The following is a 22608-nucleotide window of genomic DNA, read 5'->3' as shown; positions in this document are numbered from 1 at the left end:
TTAAGGCGCGGCCAGCGAGCCGGCTAAGGCAGAAAACAGTGCATACGCCGCCTGCCGGGTCTCGCCCGGATGGGATCGGTGTGTTTCATTGTACGGCTTTTCTGCTATCGTGCGGAGAGCCGTTTTTTCATTTTTTGACAGGGAGGTGGATCGATGGCCGGACAAAAGGCCGTCATCATGGACGCGGACGGCGTGCGCCGCGCGCTGACCCGCATCGCGTTTGAGATCGTTGAAAAAAATCAGGGCGCGGAGCATGTGCTGCTGGCCGGGATACGCACGCGCGGGGTGTATCTGGCGCGTCGCATCGCGCAAAAGCTCGGCGAGGTCGAGGGCAGCGCGCCCGACGTGCTCGAGCTGGATGTGACCCCTTGGCGGGACGACAAGCCCCGCACGGGCGTGCCGCCCTGCCAGCGGGACGCGCGCGTTGAAGGCGCGACCGTCATTCTGGTGGACGATGTGCTTTACACCGGGCGCACGGTACGCGCGGCGATCGAGGCCGTCAGCCAGCTTGGCCGCGCCGGGCGCATCCAGCTCGCCGTGCTGATCGACCGCGGCCACCGCGAGCTTCCCATCCGTCCGGACTACATCGGCAAAAATTTGCCGACCGCGCGCGACGAGCGCGTTTCCGTGCGCCTGACCGAGGTAGATGGCCTGGACAACGTTGTTATTTTATAAATCAACCGCCGTATCAATACAAAAAGGAGTGCGCATATGTCGATTCAAACATTGGTAGACAAGATCAAGGAAAAGGGCAACCCGACCGTCGTCGGGCTGGACGCCCGGCTGGAGTACATCCCGGCGCATATCTCCGGCCGCAACATGATGCTGCACGGTGAAACGCTGCGCGCGGCGGCCGAAAGCGTGGTCGCCTTCAACTGCGGCCTGATCGACGCGCTGTGCGATATCGTGCCGGCCGTCAAGCCGCAGGCCGCGTATTATGAGCTGCTCGGCTCGTATGGCGCGATGGCGCTCAAGGAGACCATCGACTACGCGCACGCCAAGGGCATGTACGTCATCGGCGATATCAAGCGCAACGATATCGGCGCGACCGCCACGGCCTACGCCGAGGCCTACCTCGGCAAGACCCGCGTGGGCGATACCGAGATCGCGCCCTACGGCTGCGATTCGGTGACGGTCAACGGCTACCTCGGCACGGACGGCATCGAGCCGTTCCTCAAGGAGTGCCGCGGACGGGACAAGAGCCTGTTCGTGCTGGTCAAGACCTCCAACCCCTCCTCGGGCGAGCTGCAAAACCGCGATATGGAGGGCAAGCCGCTCTATGCCCGCATGGCCGAAATGGTCGCCCAGTGGGGCGCGGGGCTGGACACCCCCTGCGGCTACAACCAGATCGGCGCGGTCGTCGGCGCGACTTGGCCGGAGGAGCAGCGGATCGTGCGCGCGCTGCTGCCCAAGTCCTACTTCCTTGTGCCCGGCTACGGCGCGCAGGGCGCGACTGCCAAGGACATCGCAAACGCCTTTAACGACGACGGACTGGGCGCGATCGTCAACTCCTCGCGCGCCATCATGTGCGCGTGGAAAAAGACCGGCGGCGACGGACGCGACTACAAGCAGGCTGCCCGTGCCGAGGCCATCCGTATGCGGGATGAGATCGTTGCGGCCATCCGGTAAGCGATAGTATAGGGGGAGTACGCCGCGCCGGCAGGCGCGCATCCGGCAGGTTCTGCGCTTTGCGTAAAACCCAAAAACCGGGAGCACCTATCACGGTTTTTATACAAGTACGGAGCGAAGCTTCGTTTATCGGAGCTTTGCGCAGTTCAGGGCGCATCCGTGCCGCAGGCGTGGTGCGTCCCCTCGATTGGAAGCGTGATTCCAACTCGAAGTACAAAGGAGCGTGGAGATAACAAAGTGGAAGGAACGAATATGAAAAAAGCGTATCTGCTGCTGGCAGACGGCACGCTGTTTGAGGGCGTGTCCGTCGGCTATGAGGGCCAGAGCATCGGCGAGGTCGTATTCAACACCGGCATGGCCGGCTATCAGGAGGTACTGACCGATCCGTCCTACTTCGGTCAGACCGTCACCATGACCTATCCGCTCATTGGCAACTACGGCATCAATTTTGACGATTATGAATCCCACAAAAGCTGGGTCTCGGGCTTTATCATGCGCGAGCTGTGTGAGCACCCCTCCAACTGGCGCTGCAAGCACACGCTGGATGATTACCTCAAAAGCCAGAAGGTCGTTGGTCTTGCCGGGATCGACACCCGCGCGCTCACCCGCAAGCTGCGGGGCGAGGGCGTGATGAACGGCGTGATCTACACCGAGGGCTTCGCGCCCGACGCGCAAACCATTGAAGCCATGCGCGCCTATACGGTAAAGGACGCGGTCAAGACCGTCACCTGCGCGGAAAACATCGTTTATCCGCCCGACAGTGGCGCGCCGCGCTACCGCATCGCGCTGTATGACTACGGCGTCAAGTACAACATCGAGCGCGAGCTGTGCAAGCGCGGCTGCGAGGTCACGGTCGTCCCGGCGCTGACCCCGGTCGAGGACATTGCCGGCAAGTACGACGGCGTCATGCTGTCCAACGGCCCGGGCGACCCGGCGGAAAACGTCGAGGCCATCGCGCTGCTGCGCCGCCTGCTCGAAACCGGCATACCGATCTTCGGCATCTGCCTCGGCCATCAGCTGCTCTCGCTCGCCATCGGCGCCAAGACCGAAAAGCTCAAGTACGGCCACCGCGGCGTCAACCACCCGGTCAAGGATCTGGACACCGACCGCACCTATATCACCAGCCAGAACCACGGCTACGCCGTCGTGGGCGAAACGGTCGACCCGGCGCTTGCCCGCGTGCGCTATATCAACCTGAACGACGGCACGGTCGAGGGCGTTGAGCACGTCGGCAAGCCGGTGTTCACCGTGCAGTACCACCCGGAGGTCTGCCCTGGTCCGATGGACACCTCCTACCTGTTTGACAAATTCCTCGAAAACATCGACAAGACGAAAGGGGGCGCTCAGTAATGCCGCTGCGCAAGGATATCAAAAAGGTCATGGTGCTCGGCTCGGGCCCTATCGTCATCGGACAGGCGGCCGAGTTTGACTACGCGGGCACGCAGGCCTGCCGCGCACTGCGCGAGGAGGGGCTGGAGGTCGTGCTGGTCAACTCCAACCCGGCCACCATCATGACCGACAAGGCCATGGCCGACAAGGTGTATATCGAGCCGCTGACCGTCGAGGCCGTGCAGGAGATCATCCGCAAGGAGCGTCCGGACAGCCTGCTGCCCAACCTTGGCGGCCAAACCGGCCTGAACCTCGCCATGGAGCTGTGCGAAAACGGCTTTTTGGACAAGTGGGGCGTAAAGCTGCTCGGCGCAAAGCCGGATACCATCGCCAAGGCCGAGGACCGCCAGTTGTTCAAGGACACGATGGAAAAGATCGGTGAGCCGTGTATTGCCTCCAAGGTCGTTCACTCGGTCGAGGACGCGGTCGAGTTCACCCGTGAGATCGGCCTGCCGGTCATCATCCGTCCGGCGTACACGCTTGGCGGCACGGGCGGCGGCATCGCCTATACCTGGGAGCAGCTGCGCGAGATCGCCGCGAGCGGCATCATGCACTCCCGCGTGGACGAAATTCTGGTCGAAAAGTGCATCACCGGCTGGAAAGAGATCGAGTACGAGGTCATGCGCGACCACAAGGGCAACGCCATCACGATCTGCAACATGGAAAACGTCGATCCCGTAGGCGTACACACGGGCGACTCGGTCGTCGTCGCCCCGTCGCAGACCCTGTGCGACAAGGAATACCAGATGCTGCGCACGGCGGCGCTCAACATCATCACCGAGCTTGGCATCGAGGGCGGCTGTAACGTGCAGTTCGCGCTGCACCCGCATTCGTTCGAATACGCGGTCATCGAGGTCAATCCCCGCGTGTCGCGCTCGTCTGCGCTGGCCTCCAAGGCGACCGGCTATCCCATCGCCAAGGTAACGGCCAAGATCGCGGTCGGCTATGGTCTGGATGAGATCGTAAACGCCGTCACGCAAAAGACCAAGGCCTGCTTCGAGCCGGCCATTGACTACTGCGTGGTCAAGTTCCCCCGCTGGCCGTTTGACAAGTTCGTGTACGCGGACAACACCCTCGGCACCCAGATGAAGGCCACCGGCGAGGTCATGGCCATCGACAGCAGCTTTGAGGCCGCGCTGATGAAGGCCGTGCGCGGCTGCGAAATTAAGCTCGACAGCCTGATCGTGCCCCGCCTGCGGCAGCTGCCCGATGCCGAGATCCGCAAGGGCGTCGCCCGCACGGACGACCAGCGCCTGTTCCACATCTGCGAGGCGCTGCGCCGCGACATCATGACCATCGAGGAGATCCACGAGGTAACGACCGTGGATACCTTCTTCCTGCACAAATTCCAAAACATCGTGCGCATGGAGCAGGCGCTCGCCGCGGCGGACGAAATCGACGATGCCCTGTACCTGCGCGCCAAAAAGCTGGGCTTTTTGGACAAGACCATCACCGAGCTTTCAGGCAAGGATATCTCGTCCGTCGCGCGCCTGCCGGTTTACAAGATGGTTGACACCTGCGCAGCTGAGTTCGAGGCCGAAACGCCGTACTACTACTCGACCTACGACGAGCAGACCGAGGTAAAGCCCGCCACCGGCAAGAAAAAGGTGCTGGTGCTCGGCTCCGGGCCGATCCGCATCGGGCAGGGCATCGAATTTGACTATTGCTCGGTGCACGCGGTATGGGCGCTGCAAAAGCTCGGCTGCGAGACCGTCATCATCAACAACAACCCCGAGACTGTCTCGACCGATTTTGACACCGCCGACCGCCTGTACTTTGAGCCGCTCACGCCCGAGGACGTGACCGGCGTGGTGAACGCTGAAAAGCCGGACTACGCCATCGTGCAGTTCGGCGGCCAGACGGCCATCAACCTTGCCGCGCACATCGAAAAGCTGGGCATCCCGATCCTCGGCACGCCCGCGTGGAGCATCGACGCGGCCGAGGACCGCGAGAAATTTGACGTCATTCTGGAAAAGTGCGGCATCCCGCGTCCGGCCGGCCACACGGTTATGACCGAGGAGGAGGCCGTGCGCGCGGCGGACGACCTTGGCTATCCGGTGCTCGTCCGCCCGAGCTATGTGCTGGGCGGCCAGGGCATGGAGATCGCCTATAAGGAGGAGGACGTGCGTGAGTTCATGCGCGTCATCACCCGCAACAAGGTGGAAAACCCCGTGCTTGTCGATAAGTATATGATGGGACGCGAGATCGAGGTCGACGCCATCTGCGACGGCAGTGATATCCTCATCCCCGGCATCATGGAGCATTTCGAGCGCGCGGGCATCCATTCGGGTGACTCGATCTCCATCTACCCGTCCATCAACATCGAGCAGAAGCACAAGGAAACCATCCTGCGCTACACCGAGGCGCTGGCCAAAAATCTGGCCGTGCTCGGCTTGGTCAACATCCAGTTCGTGCTGTATAACGATGAGGTCTATGTCATCGAGGTCAATCCCCGCTCATCTCGCACCGTGCCCTATATCTCCAAGGTCACCGGCGTGCCCATGGTCGATCTGGCCACCCGCTGCATGTTCGGTGAAAAGCTGGCTGAAATGGGCTGCGGCACCGGCCTGCACCCGGAAAGCGACCACTACGCGGTCAAGGTGCCGGTGTTCTCCTTCCAGAAGCTGCGCGACCTTGACACCCAGCTCGGGCCGGAGATGAAATCGACCGGCGAGGTGCTCGGCGTGTCGACCTCCTTCCGCGAGGCGCTGCTCAAGGGGCTTGTGGGTGCGGGTTTCCAGATGAAGCGCCGGGGCGCGGTGCTGATCTCGGTGCGGGACAGCGATAAGCAGGAGGCCATCAAGATCGGCGAGCGCTTTGAAGCGCTTGGCTTTGACGTGTACGCCACCAGCGGCACGGCCAACGTGCTCAACCGCCATATGGTCGCAGCCAGCGCCATCCGCAATGTGGACGAGCCTTCGCCCAACATCATCGACCTGATCGAATCCGGCAAGATCGACTACGTCATCGCCACCTCGGTCAAGGGTCGCCATCCCGAGCTTGGCTCGGTGCACATCCGCCGCACCGCGGTCGAGCGCGCCATCCCCTGCCTGACCAGCATGGACACAGCCTCCGCGCTGCTGCGCTGCTTAGAGGGCGATGTGCGCATCGAAAACTGCGAGATGGTCAATATCAACAGGCTCTAAAAGGGGGTCGTTATGTCTATACAGGAAATTTGCCGCGTTGCCGAGCACACGCAGTTGGGTGAGGGCTTATATTCGATGACGCTCGAAGCGCCGGGCATCGCGGCGGCCGCGCAGTGCGGCCAGTTCGTACACATTGCCTGCGGCGCGGGCAATCTGCTGCGCCGTCCGATCTCGATCTGCACTTGGCAGGAGGGGCTGGTGCGCCTTGTCTATCAGGTCAAAGGCGAGGGGACAAAGTGGCTGCGCACCCGCCGCGTGGGCGATGCGCTGGATGTGCTCGGCCCGCTCGGGCACGGGTTTGACATCGCCGCGCTGGGCGCCAAGCCCGTGCTGATTGGCGGCGGCATCGGCGTGCCGCCCATGCTGGCCTGCGCGCAGCGGGCGGCGGGCACGGGTGCGTCGCCCCGCGCCGTGCTCGGCTTCCGCTCAAAGGCGGCGGTCATTTTGGAGGGAGATTTCCGCGCTGTCTGCCCGACCTTTGTCACCACAGACGACGGCTCATATGCGCGCGGCGGCTTTGTCACCGATGTGCTGCGCGAGCTTGCCGCGGATGCGACCGGTGTTGCCGCCTGCGGCCCCCGCCCCATGCTCCGGGCGGTCGCCGCCATCGCCGGAGAGGCCAGTCTGCCCTGCTACGTTTCGATGGAGGAGCGCATGGGCTGCGGCATCGGCGCGTGCCTTGTCTGCGCCTGCGCGCTCAAGGCGGCGGACGGAGAAACGCGGTACGGCCACGTCTGCAAGGACGGCCCGGTATTCAACGCAGAGGAGGTTATGTGGTAATGGCAGATTTGCACGTCGATTTCTGCGGTGTTCCGCTGAAAAACCCCATTACGACCGCCTCGGGTACCTTCGGCTTCGGCCATGAGTACGGTGCATTTTTCGACCTGTCGCTGCTCGGCGGCATCGGCGTCAAGGGACTGACTCCGTCCGAGCGTCTCGGCAACCCCGCGCCCCGCATCGCCGAAACGCCGAGCGGTATTCTCAACTGCGTCGGCCTGCAAAACCCCGGCATTGACCGCTTCATCACCGAGCAAATTCCGTTTTTGCGGCAGCACGACACCAAAATTATTGCCAATGTGTCAGGCAACACGGTTGAGGAATACGAGGGCATGGTCGAAAAGATATCGGATGCCGACGTCGACCTGATCGAGATGAATATCTCCTGCCCGAACGTCAAGTGCGGCGGCATGGCCTTCGGCACGCAGCCGGGCATGGTCGAGGAGGTCGTTACGGCGGCCAAGGCCAAAGCCAAAAAGCCGCTGATCGTCAAGCTCTCCCCCAACGTGACCGATATCGCTGAAATCGCGCGGGCGGCAGTCTCCGCAGGCGCGGACGCGCTCTCGCTCATCAACACGCTGCTCGGTATGCGCATCGACATTCAAACGCGCCGTCCCATCCTGTCCAACGTGATGGGTGGCCTGTCCGGCCCGGCGGTGTTTCCTGTGGCTGTGCGCATGGTCTATCAGGTGCGCAAAGCGGTCAATGTGCCCATTCTCGGCATGGGCGGCATCCGCACTGGGCATGACATCGTTGAGATGCTGCTTGCGGGCGCGGACGCGGTCGCCATCGGCACGGCGCTGTTCGCTGACCCGACCGCGCCGGTCAAGGCGCTGGCCGAGCTGACAGACTGGATGGACGCACACGGCGTAAAGAGCGTGCGTGAGCTGTCCGGCGCGGTGGAGGTGCTTGCATGACAACGGTTTATCTGATCCGCCACGCCGAAGCCGAGGGCAATGTCTACCGCCGCTGCCACGGCCAATATGACAGCCTGCTCACCCCGCAGGGCTACGCGCAGCTGCCCCATCTGGCTAAGCGGTTTACGGACGTGCCGCTGGACGCGGTCTATTCGTCCGACCTGTTCCGCGCACGCATGACGGCCGAGGCCGTCGCGCAGCCACATGGCCTGCCGGTCGAGACCCGCCCGGTACTGCGCGAGATCGACATGGGCGACTGGGAGGATCTGCCCTGGGCCGAGCTACCGCGCCTGTGGCCGGAGGACTATGCGCGCTGGCACAGCCGCCCGTGGGACGCGACCCCGCCCCATGGCGAAAGCGTAGTCGGCGCGGGCGCGCGTATGCTGGACGGTGTGCGCGCACTGGTGCGCCGGCACGAGGGGCATACCATCGCCGTCGTCACGCACGGCTCGGCCATCCGCGGTGCGCTGACTCTTGCGCACGGCTATGCGCCCGAGCAGATGGGCGAGATCGGCTGGGGGGACAACACCTGCGTGGCTAAGCTTGCGTTCGATACACCAGACCGTGTGACCGTTGTGTACGAGAACGACGCTTCTCATCTGCCGCAGGAGCTGTCCACCTTTGCGTCCATTGGCTGGAAAAACAGCAAGGGCTTGCCGTCCACGCCGCAAATTTGGTTCCGCCGCGCCGACCCGCAGAACGCCGAAGATGCGGCGCGCATCACCGCCTATATGCGCGAATTGCACCGCAGCGCCTATGGCACAGACGCCGGCCTTGACCCGGACGCGCTGCTGCACGACGTTGTGCGCGCGCAGGCGGTCAGCCCGCGCGCCTGCTGCTTTGGCTGCATGGAAAGCGGCGAGGAGGTCGCGCTGGTCTACCTGAAAACATGGTACGAGGACGAGCCGGAGGTCGGTCTGGTCGGCGGCTTCTGCATTGATGCAGCCTATCGCGGCCACGGCCTGAGCGGCCAGATCATTGGACAGGCAATCAGCGTGTACCGCCAGCTGGGCAAAATATGGCTGTGCGCGCACGTTGCCGAGGCCAACGCCCGCGCCCGGGGCTTCTATCAGAAATTCGGCTTTACACCGCGCGGCGAATACCGCGACGCAAACGGAAACCACTTGCGCATGTTCAAGCGCATCCAGCCGGATTGAATATGCGCTGTCCCTTCGATACACATAAACGGTGTGCCTGCTAAGCCGGGCGCACCGTTTTTCCCTCACCGAACGTAGCTTTTCGCAAAAAAGCACACCCGGAAAAGGGTGTGCTTTCTGTTTATCTGCGGCTTGCCGCTATCTTCTTTTCTCCTGCGCGGCGCACAGGCTTTACTGCGCCGTGTCCTCCCCGCCGCTCAGGTCAGCCTGCAGCTCGGCCTGCGCGCTCTGCTCAAGAACCTTCTCGGCCTCGACTTCGGCAGCCTGCTGCTCAGCAGGCAGGTAGTCGGCCACGTTCTGGTAGCTGATCTGGTCGAACAGCTCGGTCGTCTGCACGTCGGCCTCGCTCATCCACTGGTCGAGCAGCACATCCATCGTTCTGCCGAGCGCGCCCGCAATGGCATCCTGATAGTTCTGGTACTGGCCTTCGGTGTTCAGCGGCTCACGCTTGATGATGTGATAGCCGTAATCGCTCTTGACGAGCGCGGAGATCTGACCCTCGGTCAGTGCCTTGGCGCCCTCGTAGAATGGCTCGACCATATCGCCCTTGGTGAAGATATAGCCGTCCGGATTGCTGGCCAGCCCGGTATCCTCGCTGACCTCGTTCATCACGGCGTCAAAGTCCTCGCCCGCGTTCAGGCGGTCGAGCACCTTTTGCGCGTCGGCCTTGGCCTGCTCCTCGGTGCGCTTGACCTCGCCGGTCATCGGGTCGGTCGTGCCAATCAGAATGTGCTTGGCCGAGATATAGTTGTCACGGAAGTAGGCCTTCAGCTCGTCCTCACTCGGCTTGTTCAGTCCATTTTCACCGAAATAATACTCGTCCAGCGCCGCATAGACCTGACTGAGATACATGAAGTTGCTATAGGTCTGGTCTGTAAAGCCCCCCAGCGCGATCTTCATGATATAGTTGTTATAGCCGCCTGACTGCTCGATCAGATCCTGCCGGACGTCGTACAGCTCCCTCTGCTGCGCGTCGGTCAGCGACAGGCCGGCCTTGTCAAACTCCTGCAGCAGCACATGGGTGTACACCGCCTGATTACGCGCGTCCACCGGCAGCGCCGCGCCCATCATATCCGCCATCTCGGGATCGTCCCAGATGTCCATGAGACCGTAAAACTGCGCGTACAGGTTGGTATAGTACTGCATATTGTAATAGAAATAGGTCGCGTATTCGTCCGCCGGAATGGCGTCTCCGTTGACCGTCATGACGGTGGGCGCACCGCTCGCCAGCGGCTCATAGGTGAACGAGGTACTCGACCTGCGCCACATGAGCGCCCCGGCCACGACCGCCAGCATGATAACCAGCGCGATCGCACGCTGCATATTCTTTCTCATGTTTGGAACTCTCCTTGTCTAAATTAAAGCTGAACATACGGTTTATTATAGCACGCCCTCCGCCGAAAGACAAGCAAAGACACAAAATCATCACAAAGGCGCGTGCTCAGCCCGGCTTTTACGGCTCCTTCTCACTCCATCAGGCCAACGCAGTCGTAATATGGCTTTTCAGCAATCAACTTTTTGTTATCTTTGAATAAAGTATGCCCAAGTGTAATCACCAGATAGTCCACCTTGCCGAGTAGCGCCTCGAAGGAGACGTTCGGGATGCCCTGCACCTCATCCGCCTCGGCAAACGGCTCACAGGCGATGACACGCACACCCTTTTGCTGTAAGATGTGGCACAGCTCGATCGAGGGTGACTCGCGCATATCGTCCACGTCGGGCTTGTAGCTCAGGCCGAGCACGCCGACCGTGTCCGTCACCTTGCGCAGCGCGCCGACGACCTTATCCGCGACAAAGCGCGGCTTGTTTTCGTTTCGCTCCCGCGCGGCCAGAATGACCTTGGCCTCAGCCGGGAACTGCTCATAGATGAACCACGGGTCGACCGCGATGCAGTGTCCGCCCACGCCGACGCCCGGGGTCAGGATGTTGACGCGCGGATGGCAGTTGGCCAGCCGAATCAGCTCAAACACATCGATGCCCATCTTGTCGCAGATGACTGACAGCTCGTTGGCGTAAGCGATGTTGACATCCCGGAAGGTGTTTTCGGTCAGCTTGCACATCTCGGCGGTCAGGTCGTCCGTTTTGTGCACCACGCCCTTTTCCAGCACCTTTTCGTAGATGGCGGCTGCCATCTCGGCCGCTTCGGGCGTGCGCGCGCCGACAATGCGGTCGTTGTTCTTCAGCTCGTACATCATATTGCCAGGGATGACGCGCTCCGGACAATGCGCGACGTGCAGCTTGTCCATCGGAATGCCGGACTCCTCGGACAGCACGCGGGCGAGCAGCTCGGTCGTGTGCGGCGGCACGGTCGATTCGAGAATGACCAGATTGGATGCCTCCAGCACCTTGCCCGCCATGCGCCCGGCAGACTCGACATACGTTAGGTCGGCCTTATGGCTGCCCGTCTCATCCTGATAGAAGGGCGTGGGCACGGCGATGTAAAACACATCTGACGGATGCAGCTCACCGGAAAAATGCAGATGCCCGTGCGCCACAGCGGTCTCAAACGCCTGCTGCAAGCCTGGCTCGACGATGTGGATGTGTCCGCCCCGCAGCGTCTCGATCGTTTGCTCGTTCACGTCAAAGCCGCATACCTCAAAGCCGGCCTCCGCGAGTGTGATCGCAGTGGGCAGGCCGATATAACCCAATCCCATGACAGTAATTTTCATAATATCATAACCTCTTTATCGACATTCTTTAATCATTATACCACTTTTCTGTTGAATTTCAATCTAAGGTTTGAATTTTCGGGATAAACCGTCTATAATGAAATATACACCGCCATTCACACCCGTTCAGGGAGGATGATTATTATGATTTTCAAGGGCCTGCTCGATGACGCGCGCTCGATCCGCGACCGCGACCCCGCCGCGCGCACCACGCTTGAGGTCTTTTTGCTCTACCAAGGCTTTCATGCGCTGATTTACCACCGTCCGGCGCATTGGCTGTACCAACGGGGGCACTTTTTCCTTGCCCGCGCGCTTTCGCAGTTTGCGCGGCATATGACCGGTATCGAGATACACCCCGGCGCAACCATCGGCCGCCGCCTGTTCATCGACCACGGCATGGGCATCGTCATCGGTGAGACCGCCGAGATCGGAGACGATTGCACGATCTACCACGGCGTCACCCTCGGCGGCACCGGACACGACACCGGCAAGCGCCACCCGACCATCGGCAACAACGTGCTGATCTCGACAGGCGCCAAGGTACTCGGCCCGTTCAAGGTGGGCGACAACAGCCGCATCGGCGCAAATGCCGTCGTGTTGCAAGAGGTGCCGCCCAACTCGACCGTCGTGGGGGTCAAGGCGCGCGTGGTCAAGATAGACGGCCAGCGCGTCGGCCCGTCCCCCTCCTACTCGCTCGACCAAATCAACCTGCCCGATCCCGTGTCGCAGGAGCTGTGCCGCTTGCAGCACCGCATCTATATCAGCGAGCAAAAGCTCAAAAAAGAGGAGCAGTACGAGCGCGAGGCCGACGAGTGACGCCCCGCTGCCAGCTTCCGGCAACGTCAAAGGCCGCTTCCCTTACGGGAAGCGGCCCTTTTGCCGTTTTTTACTTATTCTTCAGGTTGAAGAACGCGGTCTTACCGGGATACTGTGCCACGTCCTCGCCAAGCTCCTCCTCGATGCGGAGCAGCTGGTTGTACTTGGCAACGCGGTCAGTGCGGCTCGGCGCGCCGGTCTTGATCTGGCCGGCGTTGAGCGCCACGGCGATATCCGCGATGGTCGCGTCCTCGGTCTCGCCCGAGCGGTGCGAAACGACGGCGGTGTAGCCCGCGCGGTTAGCCATCTGGATTGCGTCGAGGGTCTCGGTCAGCGAGCCGATCTGGTTTACCTTGATGAGGATGGAGTTGGCAACGCCCAGCTCGATGCCCTTGGACAGGCGGCTGGTGTTGGTAACGAACAGGTCATCGCCGACCAGCTGGATCTTGTCGCCCAGCGTCTTGGTCAGCATCGCCCAGCCTTCCCAGTCCTCCTCAGCCATGCCGTCCTCAAGGGAGATGATGGGGTACTTCTCGGCAAAGCCCTTCCACATCTTGACCAGCTGCTGCTGGGTCATCTTGCGGCCGGACTTGGGCTGGATATAGCACTTCTCCTCATCGTTCCACCACTCGGAGGAGGCAGCGTCGATGGCGATCATGAAGTCCTCGCCGGGCTTGTAGCCGGCCTCCTCAATGGCCTGCACGATGACCTTGAGCGCGTCCTCGTCCTTCTTCAGGTTGGGCGCGTAGCCGCCCTCGTCGCCCACGCCGGCGGCCGGAGTGCCGTTCTCCTTGAGCGTGGTCTTGAGCTGGTGGAACACCTCTGCGCAGCGGCGCAGCGCCTCGCGGAAGGAGGGCGCGGAAACCGGCATGATCATAAACTCCTGAATCTCAACGTTGTTGGTCGCGTGCGCGCCGCCGTTGAGAATGTTCATCATGGGCATCGGCAGAGTCTTGGCATTGCAGCCGCCGATATAGTTGTACAGCGGCATCGAGAGCGCCTCAGCCGCCGCCTTGGCAACCGCCATAGACACGCCCAGAATCGCATTTGCGCCGAACTTGGTCTTGTTGGGGGTGCCGTCCGCCTCGATCATCGCCTTGTCGATGGCCTGCTGGTCGAGCGCGTTCATGCCGATGATGGTCTCAGCGATCTCGCCGTTGACTGCATCGACCGCCTTGAGCACACCCTTGCCGTTGTAGCGGGACTTATCGCCGTCACGCAGCTCGCAAGCCTCGAAAATGCCGGTCGAAGCGCCGGACGGAACGGCCGCGCGGCCCATATAGGCGCCGGTGTCGCCCTCAACATAGACCTCGACCTCGACGGTCGGATTGCCGCGGGAGTCCATGACCTCACGGCCGAGTACATCAACGATTTCAATGTAGCCCTTCATAGTTGTTTTCTCCTTTATATTAAAATTTAAGGAACGCATTTTATTCCCTATGCGAGCCAGGCTTTGCCTGACTTACATACCACAACCCGCGCCGCTGCGGACGGGATGCGGGTTATCGAAAAAGCTTCTGCGAAACTTTTTTCGCAGCTAAGAGGTGGAAGTCCCCCTTAGACGATCAGCAGACTCTTGCCGGTCATCTCCTCCGGCTGGGGCAGCCCCATCATCGCAAGCAGCGTCGGTGCAATATCAGCCAGCACACCGCCCTCGGCCAGCTTGCCCTTGTGGCCGATCATCGCAAGCGGCACGGGATTGGTCGAGTGCGCGGTGAACGGGGTAACGCCGTCCGCGTCCAGCATCTGGTCAACGTTGCCGTGGTCGGCGGTCAGCAGGCACTGGCCATCCATCTTGAGGATAGCGTCAACGACCTTACCCACGCCCTCGTCCACGGCCTCGATGGCCTTGACGGCGGCATCAAACACGCCGGTGTGGCCAACCATATCGCAGTTTGCGAAGTTGAGCACGATCATGTCGTACTTGCCGGACAGGATGCGCTTGACGCACTCCTCCGTCACGGCAGGCTCGCTCATCTCCGGCTGAAGGTCATAAGTGGCCACCTTGGGAGAGGGGATCAGCGCACGGTCCTCGCCCGGGTACTCCTTTTCCACGCCGCCGTTGAAGAAAAACGTGACATGCGCGTACTTCTCGGTCTCGGCAATGCGCAGCTGGGTCAGTCCCTTGTCCGAAATATACTCGCCAAAGGTGTTTTGCAGCGACTGCGGCTTGAAGGCGATCTCCACACCCGGGATGGTCGCGTCGTACTGCGTCATGCAAACATAGTGGATATTGCGCTTGTCGCGCGCAAATCCCGTAAACGCATCGTCCACAAAGGCACGGGTGATCTCACGCGCGCGGTCGGGGCGGAAGTTTGCAAAGATGATCGCGTCGTCGTTCTGCACGGTCGCGCCCTCGGTCACGATTACGGGTACAACGAACTCGTCAGTCACACCCGCGTCGTAGGAGGCCTGCATCGCCTCGTGCGCCGAAGCTGCGTGCTCGCCAACGCCGTTTACGATCGCGTCATAGGCCTTTTCCACGCGCTCCCAGCGGTTGTCGCGGTCCATCGCGTAGTACCGGCCGGAAATGGTGGCGATGCAGCCAAGTTCGACCGCGTTGATTTTGGCCTGCAGGCGGTCGATATACTCGATACCCGACTGCGGCGGCGTGTCGCGGCCGTCCATAAAGCAGTGGAAGCAGACCTTGCGCAAACCACTGCGGCGCGCCAGCTCGAGCAGAGCGAACATGTGGTCGATGTGCGAATGCACGCCGCCATCCGACAGCAGGCCGAAGATATGCAGCGTGGAATTAAACCACTTGCACTGGTCGATCGCGCTGCGCAGCGCCTCGTTCTCAAAGAACGTGCCGTCCTGTATCGCCTTGGTGATGCGCGTCAACTCCTGATACACGATGCGGCCCGCGCCGATATTGGTGTGGCCGACCTCGGAATTGCCCATCTGCCCGTCCGGCAGGCCGACATCCAAGCCGGATGCACCGATATCGACCGTCGGGTTTTCGCTGAATATCCTGTCCAGATTGGGGGTCTTGGCCACCTTGATGGCGTTGCCCTTGACCTCATCGCGGTGGCCGAAGCCGTCCATGATGATGAGCGCGGTCGGCTTCTTAGGCGCGGACTTGGCAGCGGCCTTTTTCGGCGCAGTCTTCTTGTCCGCCGTCTGCTTGGCGGCGGGCTTTTTGGCAGACGCAGGCTCAGCCTTGGGTGCGCCGGTCTTGATTTCCTCAGCCGCAGGCGTTGCCGCAGCCTTAGCGGCGGGCTTTTGCGCTTGGATTCTCCTCATTGAAATTCAAACAACTCCTTTACAAAGCGGGCGAAAGGGGACAACGCAGCTACCCGGTGTCCCCTCCCGCAGCGCGGTGCGCAAGCACGGGTGCTCTCTTACCGCAGTATTTTCTTATTGGTTGGCGGCTTCGACAATGGCCGCGAAGTCGGCGCTCTTGAGCGAGGCGCCGCCGATCAGGCCGCCGTCCACGTCGGGCTGCGCGAGCAGCTCGGCGGCGTTCTGGGCGTTCATCGAGCCGCCGTACTGGACGGTGATGCCGCGTGCGGCGCGCGCGCCGTACTTCTCGCGCAGGCAATCGCGGATCGCACCGCAGACCTCACCCGCCTGCTCGGCGGTGGCGGTTTTGCCCGTGCCGATCGCCCAGATCGGCTCGTAGGCGATGACGACCTTCTTCACGTCCTCCACCGCGACGCCCTGCAGGGCGATCTTGAGCTGCTTGCGGATAACCTCCATGGTCACATCCTGCTCGCGCTCAGCCAGCGACTCGCCCACGCACAGGATCGGACGCAGGCCACCGGCCAACGCGGCGAGTACCTTCTTGTTGCAGGACTCGTCGGTCTCGTTGAAGTACTGGCGGCGCTCGGAATGGCCGATGATGACATATTTGACGCCCAGCTCCTTGAGCATATCGGCGGAGATCTCGCCGGTGAACGCGCCGGCCTTCTCAAAATGCATGTTCTCCGCACCGATGGCGATCTTCGAGCCCTTGGCCGCCTTGACAGCGACCTGTATATCGGTAAACGGTACGCAAAGCACCATCTCACACCATTTGGTCTTGGAAAGCAGCGGCTTCATCTCCTCGATGAGCGCCTTGGCCTCAGCCGGTGTCTTATTCATCTTCCAGTTACCCGCGATGATGGTCTTACGGTATCTGCGATTCATTGTTGGTTTTGCCCCTTTCAAAATTCAGAACGGCTCTGCCCGTCCCAACTGTTTAAGTATGCCACGGAGCGGAGACCGCTCCGTTATAAACGCGCCGGTTTACTTATCCTGCAGGCAGGCGATGCCCGGCAGCTCCAGACCCTCCAAAAACTCAAGCGAAGCGCCGCCGCCCGTCGAGATGTGGGTCATCTTATCGGCAAAGCCGAGCTTCTCGACCGCCGCGGCAGAGTCGCCGCCGCCGATGATCGAAACTGCCTTCGAGCCCGCGATCGCCTTGGCCACCGCCTTGGTGCCTACCGCGAAGGCGTCAAACTCGAACACGCCCATCGGGCCGTTCCAGACGACCGTGCCCGCGTCCGCCACAGCCGCGGAGAACAGCTCGACGGTCTTCGGGCCGATATCCAGACCCATCATGCCCTCGGGCAGCTTGCCGGCCTCGTATACGACCGGCTCGGCGTCCGCGCCGAAGTGGTCGCCGCAGACGGTGTCCACGGGCAGCAGCAGCTTAACGCCCTTGTCCGCAGCCTTCTTGAAGAGACCGAGCGCCAGCTCGAGCTTATCCTCCTCGCACAGCGAGGTGCCGATCGAGCCGCCCTGCGCCTTGGAGAAGGTGTAGGCCATGCCGCCGCCGATGATAACGGTATCGCACTTGTCGATCAGGTTATTGATGACGTTGATCTTGTCGGAGACCTTCGCGCCGCCGAGGATGGCAACGAACGGGCGCGCCGGATCGGACAGCGCCTTGCCCATGATCGAGATCTCCTTGTTGATGAGGAAGCCGCAGACGGCGGGCAGATAGTCGGCGATGCCGGCGGTCGAGGCGTGCGCGCGGTGCGCGGTGCCGAATGCATCGTTGACGTAGATCTCGGCAAGCGAGGCCATTTCCTTGGCCAGCGCGGCGTCGTTCTTCTCCTCGCCCTTTTCAAAGCGGACATTTTCCAGCAGGATGGCCTCGCCAGGCTTTACCTCGGCGGCCAGCTTCTTCGCGTCCGGGCCGACAACATCCTTTGCCAGCTTAACGTCGATGCCCAGCAGCTCGCTGAGACGCTCGGCGACCGGCGCGAGCGAATACTTCATATTGAACTCGCCCTTCGGACGACCCAGGTGCGAGCACAGGATAACGGCCGCGTTATGGCCGAGCAGATACTTGATGGTTTCGAGCGAAGCGACGATGCGCTTATCGTCGGTGATGCGGCCGCTCTCGTCCTGCGGCACGTTGAAGTCGCAGCGAACGATGACCTTCTTGCCGTTTACGTCAATGTCTTCGACACTCTTTTTGTTGTATTGCATAATATACCTCTCCTTAAAGATATAAATGATGGACGATGGCGGCGGGAACGGCCTTCCACTTGAAGAATTCCGCTTCCAAGACAGAATTATACTCGTTTTTCCCCCAGTTAGCAAGCAAATTTGCAAAAAACCTTCGCATATTGCTGTCTTTTAGAGAATATTTGCGTTTTCGGGCAAATACTTGTGAAATATTAAACAACATGCCCAATTTCTCTCAGGCGCGCGGCGCGCCGTAAAACGCGACGGCCAGCGCCTGCGGGCCGGTATTGGTGATGACCGACGGGCCGATCGGGCAGCGCGTGACCGCGCCGAAGCCGATTTCTGTGCGCAGGCGCTTTTCCATCTCGTCGATCCGCGCGGCGGGCACGCTGCCGTACAGCAGCAGCGCGGTCTGCTTTTCCGGCTGCACCACGCGCGCGGATACCTTTTTGATCAGCCCGGCGACGAGCGCCTTTTCCCCACGCACCTTGTCGCACACAGTCACCGCGCCGTTGTACACATGGCTGATCGGCTTAAGGCCGAGCGCCTCGCCGACAAAGGCCGCGCCGCCCGAGATGCGCCCGGACTTTTTCAGGTGCCTGAGGTTGTACACACCGAGGTAACACTCGACCCGGCTGAGGCGGCTCTTGACCACGCCGAGGATAGCGTCAAAGCTGTCGCCCATATCACGCATCCTGGCGGCCAGCACGACGATGTGGCCGTAGATATAGGTATAGGTTGCCGAGTCGACCAGCTCGATGCGCATTCCCTCGCCATATTCCTCGCGGAACATGGTGCGCGCCAGACAGGCGGCCTGATAGGTGCCCGAGCCTGCGGCGTTGATGAGCACGGCAAGCAGATGGGTGCAGCCACGCTCGTGCGCGCGGCGGTAAGCGTCCAGAAACTGTGCGGGCGTGACCATCGAGGTAGTCGGCACGGTGGCGCTCTCCTCCAGCAGCTTCCAGTATTCCGCAGGCGTTATATCGTAATATTCCCGCAGGGTGCGCCCCTCATGCGTCACTGTGATAGGCACGATCTCGATGCCGTGCGCCTCGACCTGCTCCTCAGGGATGTCGGCGGCCGAATCGGTCAGGATATGTATCTTTTCCATGTGGTACTTCTCCTTCATGCCCGCGGGAACGCGCCCGCGCGCTTTAAGTTTTCAAATCCGGTCTGCCGCAGCGCCTCAAACGCGATGACCGCAACGGAGTTTGACAGGTTCAGGCTCCGCGCGCCCTCGCGCATCGGGATGCGGACGCAGCGCTCCGGGTGCGCGGCCAGCAGCTCTTCGGGCAGGCCGCGCGTCTCCTTGCCGAACACCAGATAATCGCCGTCGCGGTACGTAGCCTCATGATAAGCGCGCGGCGCCTTGGTGGTGGCGTAAAAGCAGCGCGCGCCCGGATTTTGGGCAAAAAACGCATCCAGACCGGGATACATCCGCACGTCGAGCAGATGCCAATAGTCCAGCCCCGCCCGCTTCATGCGCCTGTCGTCAAGCTGGAAGCCCAGCGGCTCGACCAGATGCAGCACGCAGCCGGTGGCCGCGCAGGTGCGGGCAATGTTGCCCGTGTTCTGCGGTATCTCAGGCTCGACGAGAACGATATGCAGCATATTCCACCCTCATTTTTCAGTAGTACATCTCTATTCTATGCGACGCGCGCATTTTTTTCAAGCATTTTGCGCGCTTTTTCACAAAAAATCTCCCCCGCGCCGCCGCGCAGGGGAGAAAAAAACGTATCCTTATCCGATTTCCGCGTAAACGCCGTACAGGTAGCCCCGCTCGGCGGCCTGCGCGTCGGTCAGCACCTCGCCGGTGTAGACCGGGCCGCTGCCGTCATCGGGGTATTCGACCGCCAGCTTGCCGGTGTGCAGCGTGAGCGTTTTGGTCTGCTGCACACCGTCGATAAAGGTGACGGTCACGGTCAGCATCGCGCCGTTGAACATATCCACCTTATGATGCCACGCCTCGCGCAAGTCGGCATCCGCGCCCAGCTCACCTACGCCCGGCGCTACCCAGAAGCCATAGCTCACGTCCGGGTCATATGTGTCCGTAAAGCCGTTTTCCAGCGTCCATGCAAGGTCAGCGAACATCTGCATATTGCCCTCATCGTCCTCGAGGCCGGAGACCATAACCTGATCGGCTCCATTGATCTCCGGGGCGGTGCGCTGGTGGATGGCGTCGACCCATTCGTCGCCCTGCCCCTTGATCGTCTTCGTGCGGTACAGCGCGCCCTTACTCATCGACGCGCTGACCGACTGGATATTCTCACCCGTCACCCGGAACAGACAGCCTGAGTAAAAGCCCTTTTCAGGGTCGTCCACGCCCGCACCATTTTCGAACACAATACGGCTATCTCGCGGCTCGATCAACTCACCCGTGTCGGCGGCATAGGCCACAAAGCCGAAGGAATGCGCGATGGCGCTCGCCACCACATCGCCCGTGGGCTGCTCGCCGCCGCGTGTGCGCCATACGGCCGCGCCGCCCAGTATCACGCCAAAGGCACAGGCTCCAGCCAGCAGCCGCTTGGCCATGCCGAAGCGGTTGCGCGGCGCAGGCGCAAGATGCTGCGGCGTATCCTGCTGCTGCGCCCGGCGGAGAGAGCGCACGGCGGCAAGGGTGCTTTGCTTCAGCTCATCGGGTGCTTGAATATCGTGCAAGCACTTCAGTTCGTTGATGTTCTTCATCGTCTTCTCCCTCCAACATGCATCTTAGTTGTTTGCGTGCGCGGTGCAGCCGGGTGCGCACCGTTGCCGGCCGGCTGCCGGTCAGCGCGGCGATCTCCTCGGTGGCGTAGCCCTCCACATAATGCAGCCAGACCGCCGTGCGCAGCGCGTCCGGCAGGCTGCGCAGCGCCTGCCACAGGTCGCCGTGGTCGTCCTGCTCCGGGGCGGGCGCGTCGGGCGCGGCTTCCAGCGGCGCAGTGCGTCGGAACCACGCGGCGCGGCGCAGGTCGCCGCACCGGCTGAGCGTAACGCGCAGCAGCCACGCCTTGAGGTGCTCGCCGTCCCGAAAATCGGTCGTGTCGCGCAGCAGGCGGAGAAACACCTCCTGATATACGTCCTCCGCATCCGCACGGCTACCCAGACGGCACAGCGCCAGCCGGTAAACGGCGTCGCCGTGCGTCTCCATGGCTTGGCAGAGGAATGCGTCGGAACGCAGTATATTTTGCATAGCCCATATCCTCCTTTCTGCAAACAACACGGGACAGACAGGAAAATTGTTCTGCGAAAAACAAAAATTTTTGTGTGTTGGTTTGTCATCTCCGGGCAGCGCGCAAAAAAGACGGCTGAGCACCCGTCTCAGCCGTCTTCCTCGTCCAGATTGTCCAACGCGACGCGCACCGCTTCGACGACGAACGCCGTAAAGGTGCAGTCCCTGCCCACGATGGCCTTTTCCACCCGCTCGATTACGTCGTTGGGAAAGCGAATCGACTTGGTTGTGCTTTGCGGCACTCTGGGCATTTTAAACTTCCTCATATGCAATACACCACGCAATACATTTGTGCTTTTATTATGCACTTATTTCATGTCTAAAGGAAGAAGTAGAAAACACCCTTTTTATGATTGATTCAAGTCGCGCTATAACTGAAAAAATGCTCACTATCTGCTCTTCAAATACTTATTGCAGGCTAATATAAGCATAACATAGCAGATAAATTGAGTAATTTGAGTAGCATAATTAAAAACTATTGAGAAATAAACCATACCTATATTAACCTCACCCAATGAACTTGCTCGCTGTAAAATTCTCCATTATAGTAATCGGATAATTATAGCGAAGAACTGTTCCGTTAGGCTCTGTGTATGCAAAGGTTGCAGTTCCGCTAATACGATAGAGCACATCACCAACATATGGATAATTTAGTTGGTAACTCTTATCAAACGTACACTTTTCTAAATTAGCGCTATAAGTTTGCAAAACAGAAAAAGTGCTGACATTGATCACAGTCTCATTTTGCAAATCGACAGTGCCGCTAATGAACACCTCAAAATCAGCCTGAGCCGGAATAATGACGAATGGACCTTTATTGCAAACAACAGAAACGGTATTGATAAAATAATATGTTCTTGGCATGACATATGGCACTGCAACCCGGGAGTTCATCGGCGATACAATTACTTGAAAACCATCTTCCGCCTTCTTCAACTCTTGGATTGTATGGAGGGCATCTGAATAAGAAACTTCACCCATTTGACAAATTTCTACTGTTACACCATCCTCATCAGGGAAAGATTCATTGAGCATTTGCTGATATTGTTCTAAAGTAAGCAAATCTTTAGGCATATCCGAGGGGGATAATGCTATTGCAGGTGGAATCAAGCAGTAAGCAAACAAAGGCGCTAATAGTTTTTTCATCTTTGTTTCCTCCTTCATCATCTGTTAATTTACTCACATCACAAATCGTGCACCAGATTATGTATTTTATAATACATTTTTTGACAGATGTCAATGCACGATATGTACAAGAAAGTCACAGTAAGTTCAGCAAAAAAGCGCGTACCGCCCCGGTACGCGCTTCAGCCTGTCGAAAAAGTCCGGCTACGGCTGGGCTTTTTCCTATGCATATGGTAAAATGAGTATGGGTGATGAAAGATGCTGGAGCGTGGAAAACTGGATCGTGGAATTGTAGAAATGGTAGACACAGAGAGCTTGGTCCCCCAAGACCATCTGCTGAGAAAAATAGATGCGGCGGTAGATTTTAACCGACTG

Annotated in this window: 20 protein-coding genes; 8 read left to right on the top strand and 12 right to left on the bottom strand. The window is 60.3% G+C overall.

Annotation, left to right across the window (positions count from 1 at the left end):
- The first annotated feature begins 153 nt into the window (after nucleotides 1-153).
- The 7 genes from pyrR (at nucleotide 154) to MR935_RS07865 (ending at nucleotide 9015) form a co-directional block, all read left to right on the top strand.
- A complete protein-coding gene (pyrR, locus tag MR935_RS07895) occupies nucleotides 154-675 on the top strand; it encodes a bifunctional pyr operon transcriptional regulator/uracil phosphoribosyltransferase PyrR (protein WP_290572528.1) in 522 nt (173 codons plus the stop codon).
- A 36-nt stretch (nucleotides 676-711) separates the two neighbouring features.
- Nucleotides 712-1629, top strand: a complete 918-nt coding sequence (pyrF, locus tag MR935_RS07890; protein WP_290572526.1) for an orotidine-5'-phosphate decarboxylase — start codon at nucleotides 712-714, stop codon at nucleotides 1627-1629.
- Nucleotides 1630-1881: 252 nt separating this feature from the next.
- Complete coding sequence (locus tag MR935_RS07885) at nucleotides 1882-2979, top strand: carbamoyl phosphate synthase small subunit (RefSeq protein WP_290572524.1); 1098 nt, start codon at nucleotides 1882-1884, stop codon at nucleotides 2977-2979.
- The gene (gene carB, locus MR935_RS07880) at nucleotides 2979-6164 is read left to right on the top strand and encodes a carbamoyl-phosphate synthase large subunit (protein WP_290572522.1); all 3186 of its coding nucleotides are present in this window, start codon (nucleotides 2979-2981) and stop codon (nucleotides 6162-6164) included. Before MR935_RS07885 ends, carB begins: the two co-directional genes overlap by 1 nt.
- A 12-nt stretch (nucleotides 6165-6176) precedes the next feature.
- Complete coding sequence (locus MR935_RS07875; RefSeq protein WP_290572521.1) at nucleotides 6177-6944, top strand: dihydroorotate dehydrogenase electron transfer subunit; 768 nt, start codon at nucleotides 6177-6179, stop codon at nucleotides 6942-6944.
- On the top strand, nucleotides 6944-7858 hold the full coding sequence (locus MR935_RS07870) for a dihydroorotate dehydrogenase (RefSeq protein WP_290572520.1): 915 nt from the start codon (nucleotides 6944-6946) through the stop codon (nucleotides 7856-7858). Before MR935_RS07875 ends, MR935_RS07870 begins: the two co-directional genes overlap by 1 nt.
- Nucleotides 7855-9015, top strand: coding sequence for a bifunctional histidine phosphatase family protein/GNAT family N-acetyltransferase (locus tag MR935_RS07865; protein WP_290572519.1), 1161 nt, complete (start codon nucleotides 7855-7857; stop codon nucleotides 9013-9015). The genes MR935_RS07870 and MR935_RS07865 overlap by 4 nt, the downstream gene beginning before the upstream one ends.
- Before the next feature lie 171 nt (nucleotides 9016-9186).
- Here the strand turns inward: MR935_RS07865 and MR935_RS07860 are convergent, their stop codons facing one another.
- Together MR935_RS07860 and MR935_RS07855 are read right to left on the bottom strand one after the other, a co-directional pair.
- Complete coding sequence (locus MR935_RS07860) at nucleotides 9187-10350, bottom strand: peptidylprolyl isomerase (RefSeq protein ID WP_290572518.1); 1164 nt, start codon at nucleotides 10348-10350, stop codon at nucleotides 9187-9189.
- Between the two features lie 131 nt (nucleotides 10351-10481).
- Nucleotides 10482-11684 carry a nucleotide sugar dehydrogenase gene (locus MR935_RS07855; protein WP_290572517.1) on the bottom strand — a complete coding sequence of 401 codons (1203 nt, stop codon included), beginning with the start codon at nucleotides 11682-11684 and terminating at the stop codon, nucleotides 10482-10484.
- 147 nt (nucleotides 11685-11831) lie between these two features.
- Between MR935_RS07855 and epsC the strand changes: the two genes are divergently transcribed.
- Complete coding sequence (gene epsC / locus MR935_RS07850) at nucleotides 11832-12500, top strand: serine O-acetyltransferase EpsC (protein ID WP_290572564.1); 669 nt, start codon at nucleotides 11832-11834, stop codon at nucleotides 12498-12500.
- A gap of 70 nt (nucleotides 12501-12570) precedes the next feature.
- On the opposite strand, the gene eno is transcribed toward epsC, so the two are convergent.
- The 10 genes from eno to MR935_RS07800 form a co-directional block, all read right to left on the bottom strand.
- The gene (eno, locus tag MR935_RS07845; protein WP_290572515.1) at nucleotides 12571-13890 is read right to left on the bottom strand and encodes a phosphopyruvate hydratase; all 1320 of its coding nucleotides are present in this window, start codon (nucleotides 13888-13890) and stop codon (nucleotides 12571-12573) included.
- Nucleotides 13891-14057: 167 nt separating this feature from the next.
- Nucleotides 14058-15743 (bottom strand): 2,3-bisphosphoglycerate-independent phosphoglycerate mutase, encoded by a 1686-nt coding sequence (gene gpmI / locus MR935_RS07840; RefSeq protein ID WP_290572513.1) that lies wholly within the window; start codon nucleotides 15741-15743, stop codon nucleotides 14058-14060.
- Between the two features lie 114 nt (nucleotides 15744-15857).
- Nucleotides 15858-16628 carry a triose-phosphate isomerase gene (tpiA, locus tag MR935_RS07835; protein ID WP_290572511.1) on the bottom strand — a complete coding sequence of 257 codons (771 nt, stop codon included), beginning with the start codon at nucleotides 16626-16628 and terminating at the stop codon, nucleotides 15858-15860.
- A gap of 99 nt (nucleotides 16629-16727) precedes the next feature.
- On the bottom strand, nucleotides 16728-17918 hold the full coding sequence (locus MR935_RS07830) for a phosphoglycerate kinase (RefSeq protein WP_290572509.1): 1191 nt from the start codon (nucleotides 17916-17918) through the stop codon (nucleotides 16728-16730).
- Nucleotides 17919-18132: 214 nt separating this feature from the next.
- The gene (locus MR935_RS07825; protein WP_290572507.1) at nucleotides 18133-19008 is read right to left on the bottom strand and encodes a DegV family protein; all 876 of its coding nucleotides are present in this window, start codon (nucleotides 19006-19008) and stop codon (nucleotides 18133-18135) included.
- Nucleotides 19009-19022: 14 nt separating this feature from the next.
- Complete coding sequence (gene trmL / locus MR935_RS07820) at nucleotides 19023-19508, bottom strand: tRNA (uridine(34)/cytosine(34)/5-carboxymethylaminomethyluridine(34)-2'-O)-methyltransferase TrmL (protein ID WP_290572505.1); 486 nt, start codon at nucleotides 19506-19508, stop codon at nucleotides 19023-19025.
- Between the two features lie 129 nt (nucleotides 19509-19637).
- The gene (locus tag MR935_RS07815; protein WP_290572503.1) at nucleotides 19638-20582 is read right to left on the bottom strand and encodes a hypothetical protein; all 945 of its coding nucleotides are present in this window, start codon (nucleotides 20580-20582) and stop codon (nucleotides 19638-19640) included.
- The gene (locus MR935_RS07810) at nucleotides 20530-21069 is read right to left on the bottom strand and encodes an RNA polymerase sigma factor (protein ID WP_290572502.1); all 540 of its coding nucleotides are present in this window, start codon (nucleotides 21067-21069) and stop codon (nucleotides 20530-20532) included. The genes MR935_RS07815 and MR935_RS07810 overlap by 53 nt, the downstream gene beginning before the upstream one ends.
- Before the next feature lie 128 nt (nucleotides 21070-21197).
- A complete protein-coding gene (locus MR935_RS07805) occupies nucleotides 21198-21359 on the bottom strand; it encodes a YlcI/YnfO family protein (RefSeq protein ID WP_290572500.1) in 162 nt (53 codons plus the stop codon).
- 256 nt (nucleotides 21360-21615) lie between these two features.
- Entirely contained in the window at nucleotides 21616-22254 is a 639-nt protein-coding gene (locus MR935_RS07800; RefSeq protein WP_290572498.1) for a hypothetical protein, read from the bottom strand.
- Nucleotides 22255-22608: the final 354 nt, after the last annotated feature.

It is taken from the genome of Agathobaculum sp., from assembly GCF_022775115.1.
In the GTDB taxonomy this organism is placed as follows: Bacteria; Bacillota; Clostridia; order Oscillospirales; family Butyricicoccaceae; genus Agathobaculum.
Note: the sequence above shows the minus strand (reverse complement) of the source record. Positions and strands in the feature narration are given on the sequence as shown.

Excerpts from the sequence above, each read along its gene's own strand:
- pyrR (WP_290572528.1), top strand. The coding sequence starts at position 154 with ATGGCCGGACAAAAGGCCGTCATCATGGACGCGGACGGCGTGCGCCGC.
- pyrF (WP_290572526.1), top strand. The coding sequence starts at position 712 with ATGTCGATTCAAACATTGGTAGACAAGATCAAGGAAAAGGGCAACCCG.
- MR935_RS07885 (WP_290572524.1), top strand. The coding sequence starts at position 1,882 with ATGAAAAAAGCGTATCTGCTGCTGGCAGACGGCACGCTGTTTGAGGGC.
- carB (WP_290572522.1), top strand. The coding sequence starts at position 2,979 with ATGCCGCTGCGCAAGGATATCAAAAAGGTCATGGTGCTCGGCTCGGGC.
- MR935_RS07875 (WP_290572521.1), top strand. The coding sequence starts at position 6,177 with ATGTCTATACAGGAAATTTGCCGCGTTGCCGAGCACACGCAGTTGGGT.
- MR935_RS07870 (WP_290572520.1), top strand. The coding sequence starts at position 6,944 with ATGGCAGATTTGCACGTCGATTTCTGCGGTGTTCCGCTGAAAAACCCC.
- MR935_RS07865 (WP_290572519.1), top strand. The coding sequence starts at position 7,855 with ATGACAACGGTTTATCTGATCCGCCACGCCGAAGCCGAGGGCAATGTC.
- MR935_RS07860 (WP_290572518.1), bottom strand. The coding sequence starts at position 10,350 with ATGAGAAAGAATATGCAGCGTGCGATCGCGCTGGTTATCATGCTGGCG.
- MR935_RS07855 (WP_290572517.1), bottom strand. The coding sequence starts at position 11,684 with ATGAAAATTACTGTCATGGGATTGGGTTATATCGGCCTGCCCACTGCG.
- eno (WP_290572515.1), bottom strand. The coding sequence starts at position 13,890 with ATGAAGGGCTACATTGAAATCGTTGATGTACTCGGCCGTGAGGTCATG.
- gpmI (WP_290572513.1), bottom strand. The coding sequence starts at position 15,743 with ATGAGGAGAATCCAAGCGCAAAAGCCCGCCGCTAAGGCTGCGGCAACG.
- tpiA (WP_290572511.1), bottom strand. The coding sequence starts at position 16,628 with ATGAATCGCAGATACCGTAAGACCATCATCGCGGGTAACTGGAAGATG.
- MR935_RS07830 (WP_290572509.1), bottom strand. The coding sequence starts at position 17,918 with ATGCAATACAACAAAAAGAGTGTCGAAGACATTGACGTAAACGGCAAG.
- MR935_RS07825 (WP_290572507.1), bottom strand. The coding sequence starts at position 19,008 with ATGGAAAAGATACATATCCTGACCGATTCGGCCGCCGACATCCCTGAG.
- trmL (WP_290572505.1), bottom strand. The coding sequence starts at position 19,508 with ATGCTGCATATCGTTCTCGTCGAGCCTGAGATACCGCAGAACACGGGC.
- MR935_RS07815 (WP_290572503.1), bottom strand. The coding sequence starts at position 20,582 with ATGAAGAACATCAACGAACTGAAGTGCTTGCACGATATTCAAGCACCC.
- MR935_RS07810 (WP_290572502.1), bottom strand. The coding sequence starts at position 21,069 with ATGCAAAATATACTGCGTTCCGACGCATTCCTCTGCCAAGCCATGGAG.
- MR935_RS07805 (WP_290572500.1), bottom strand. The coding sequence starts at position 21,359 with ATGCCCAGAGTGCCGCAAAGCACAACCAAGTCGATTCGCTTTCCCAAC.
- MR935_RS07800 (WP_290572498.1), bottom strand. The coding sequence starts at position 22,254 with ATGAAAAAACTATTAGCGCCTTTGTTTGCTTACTGCTTGATTCCACCT.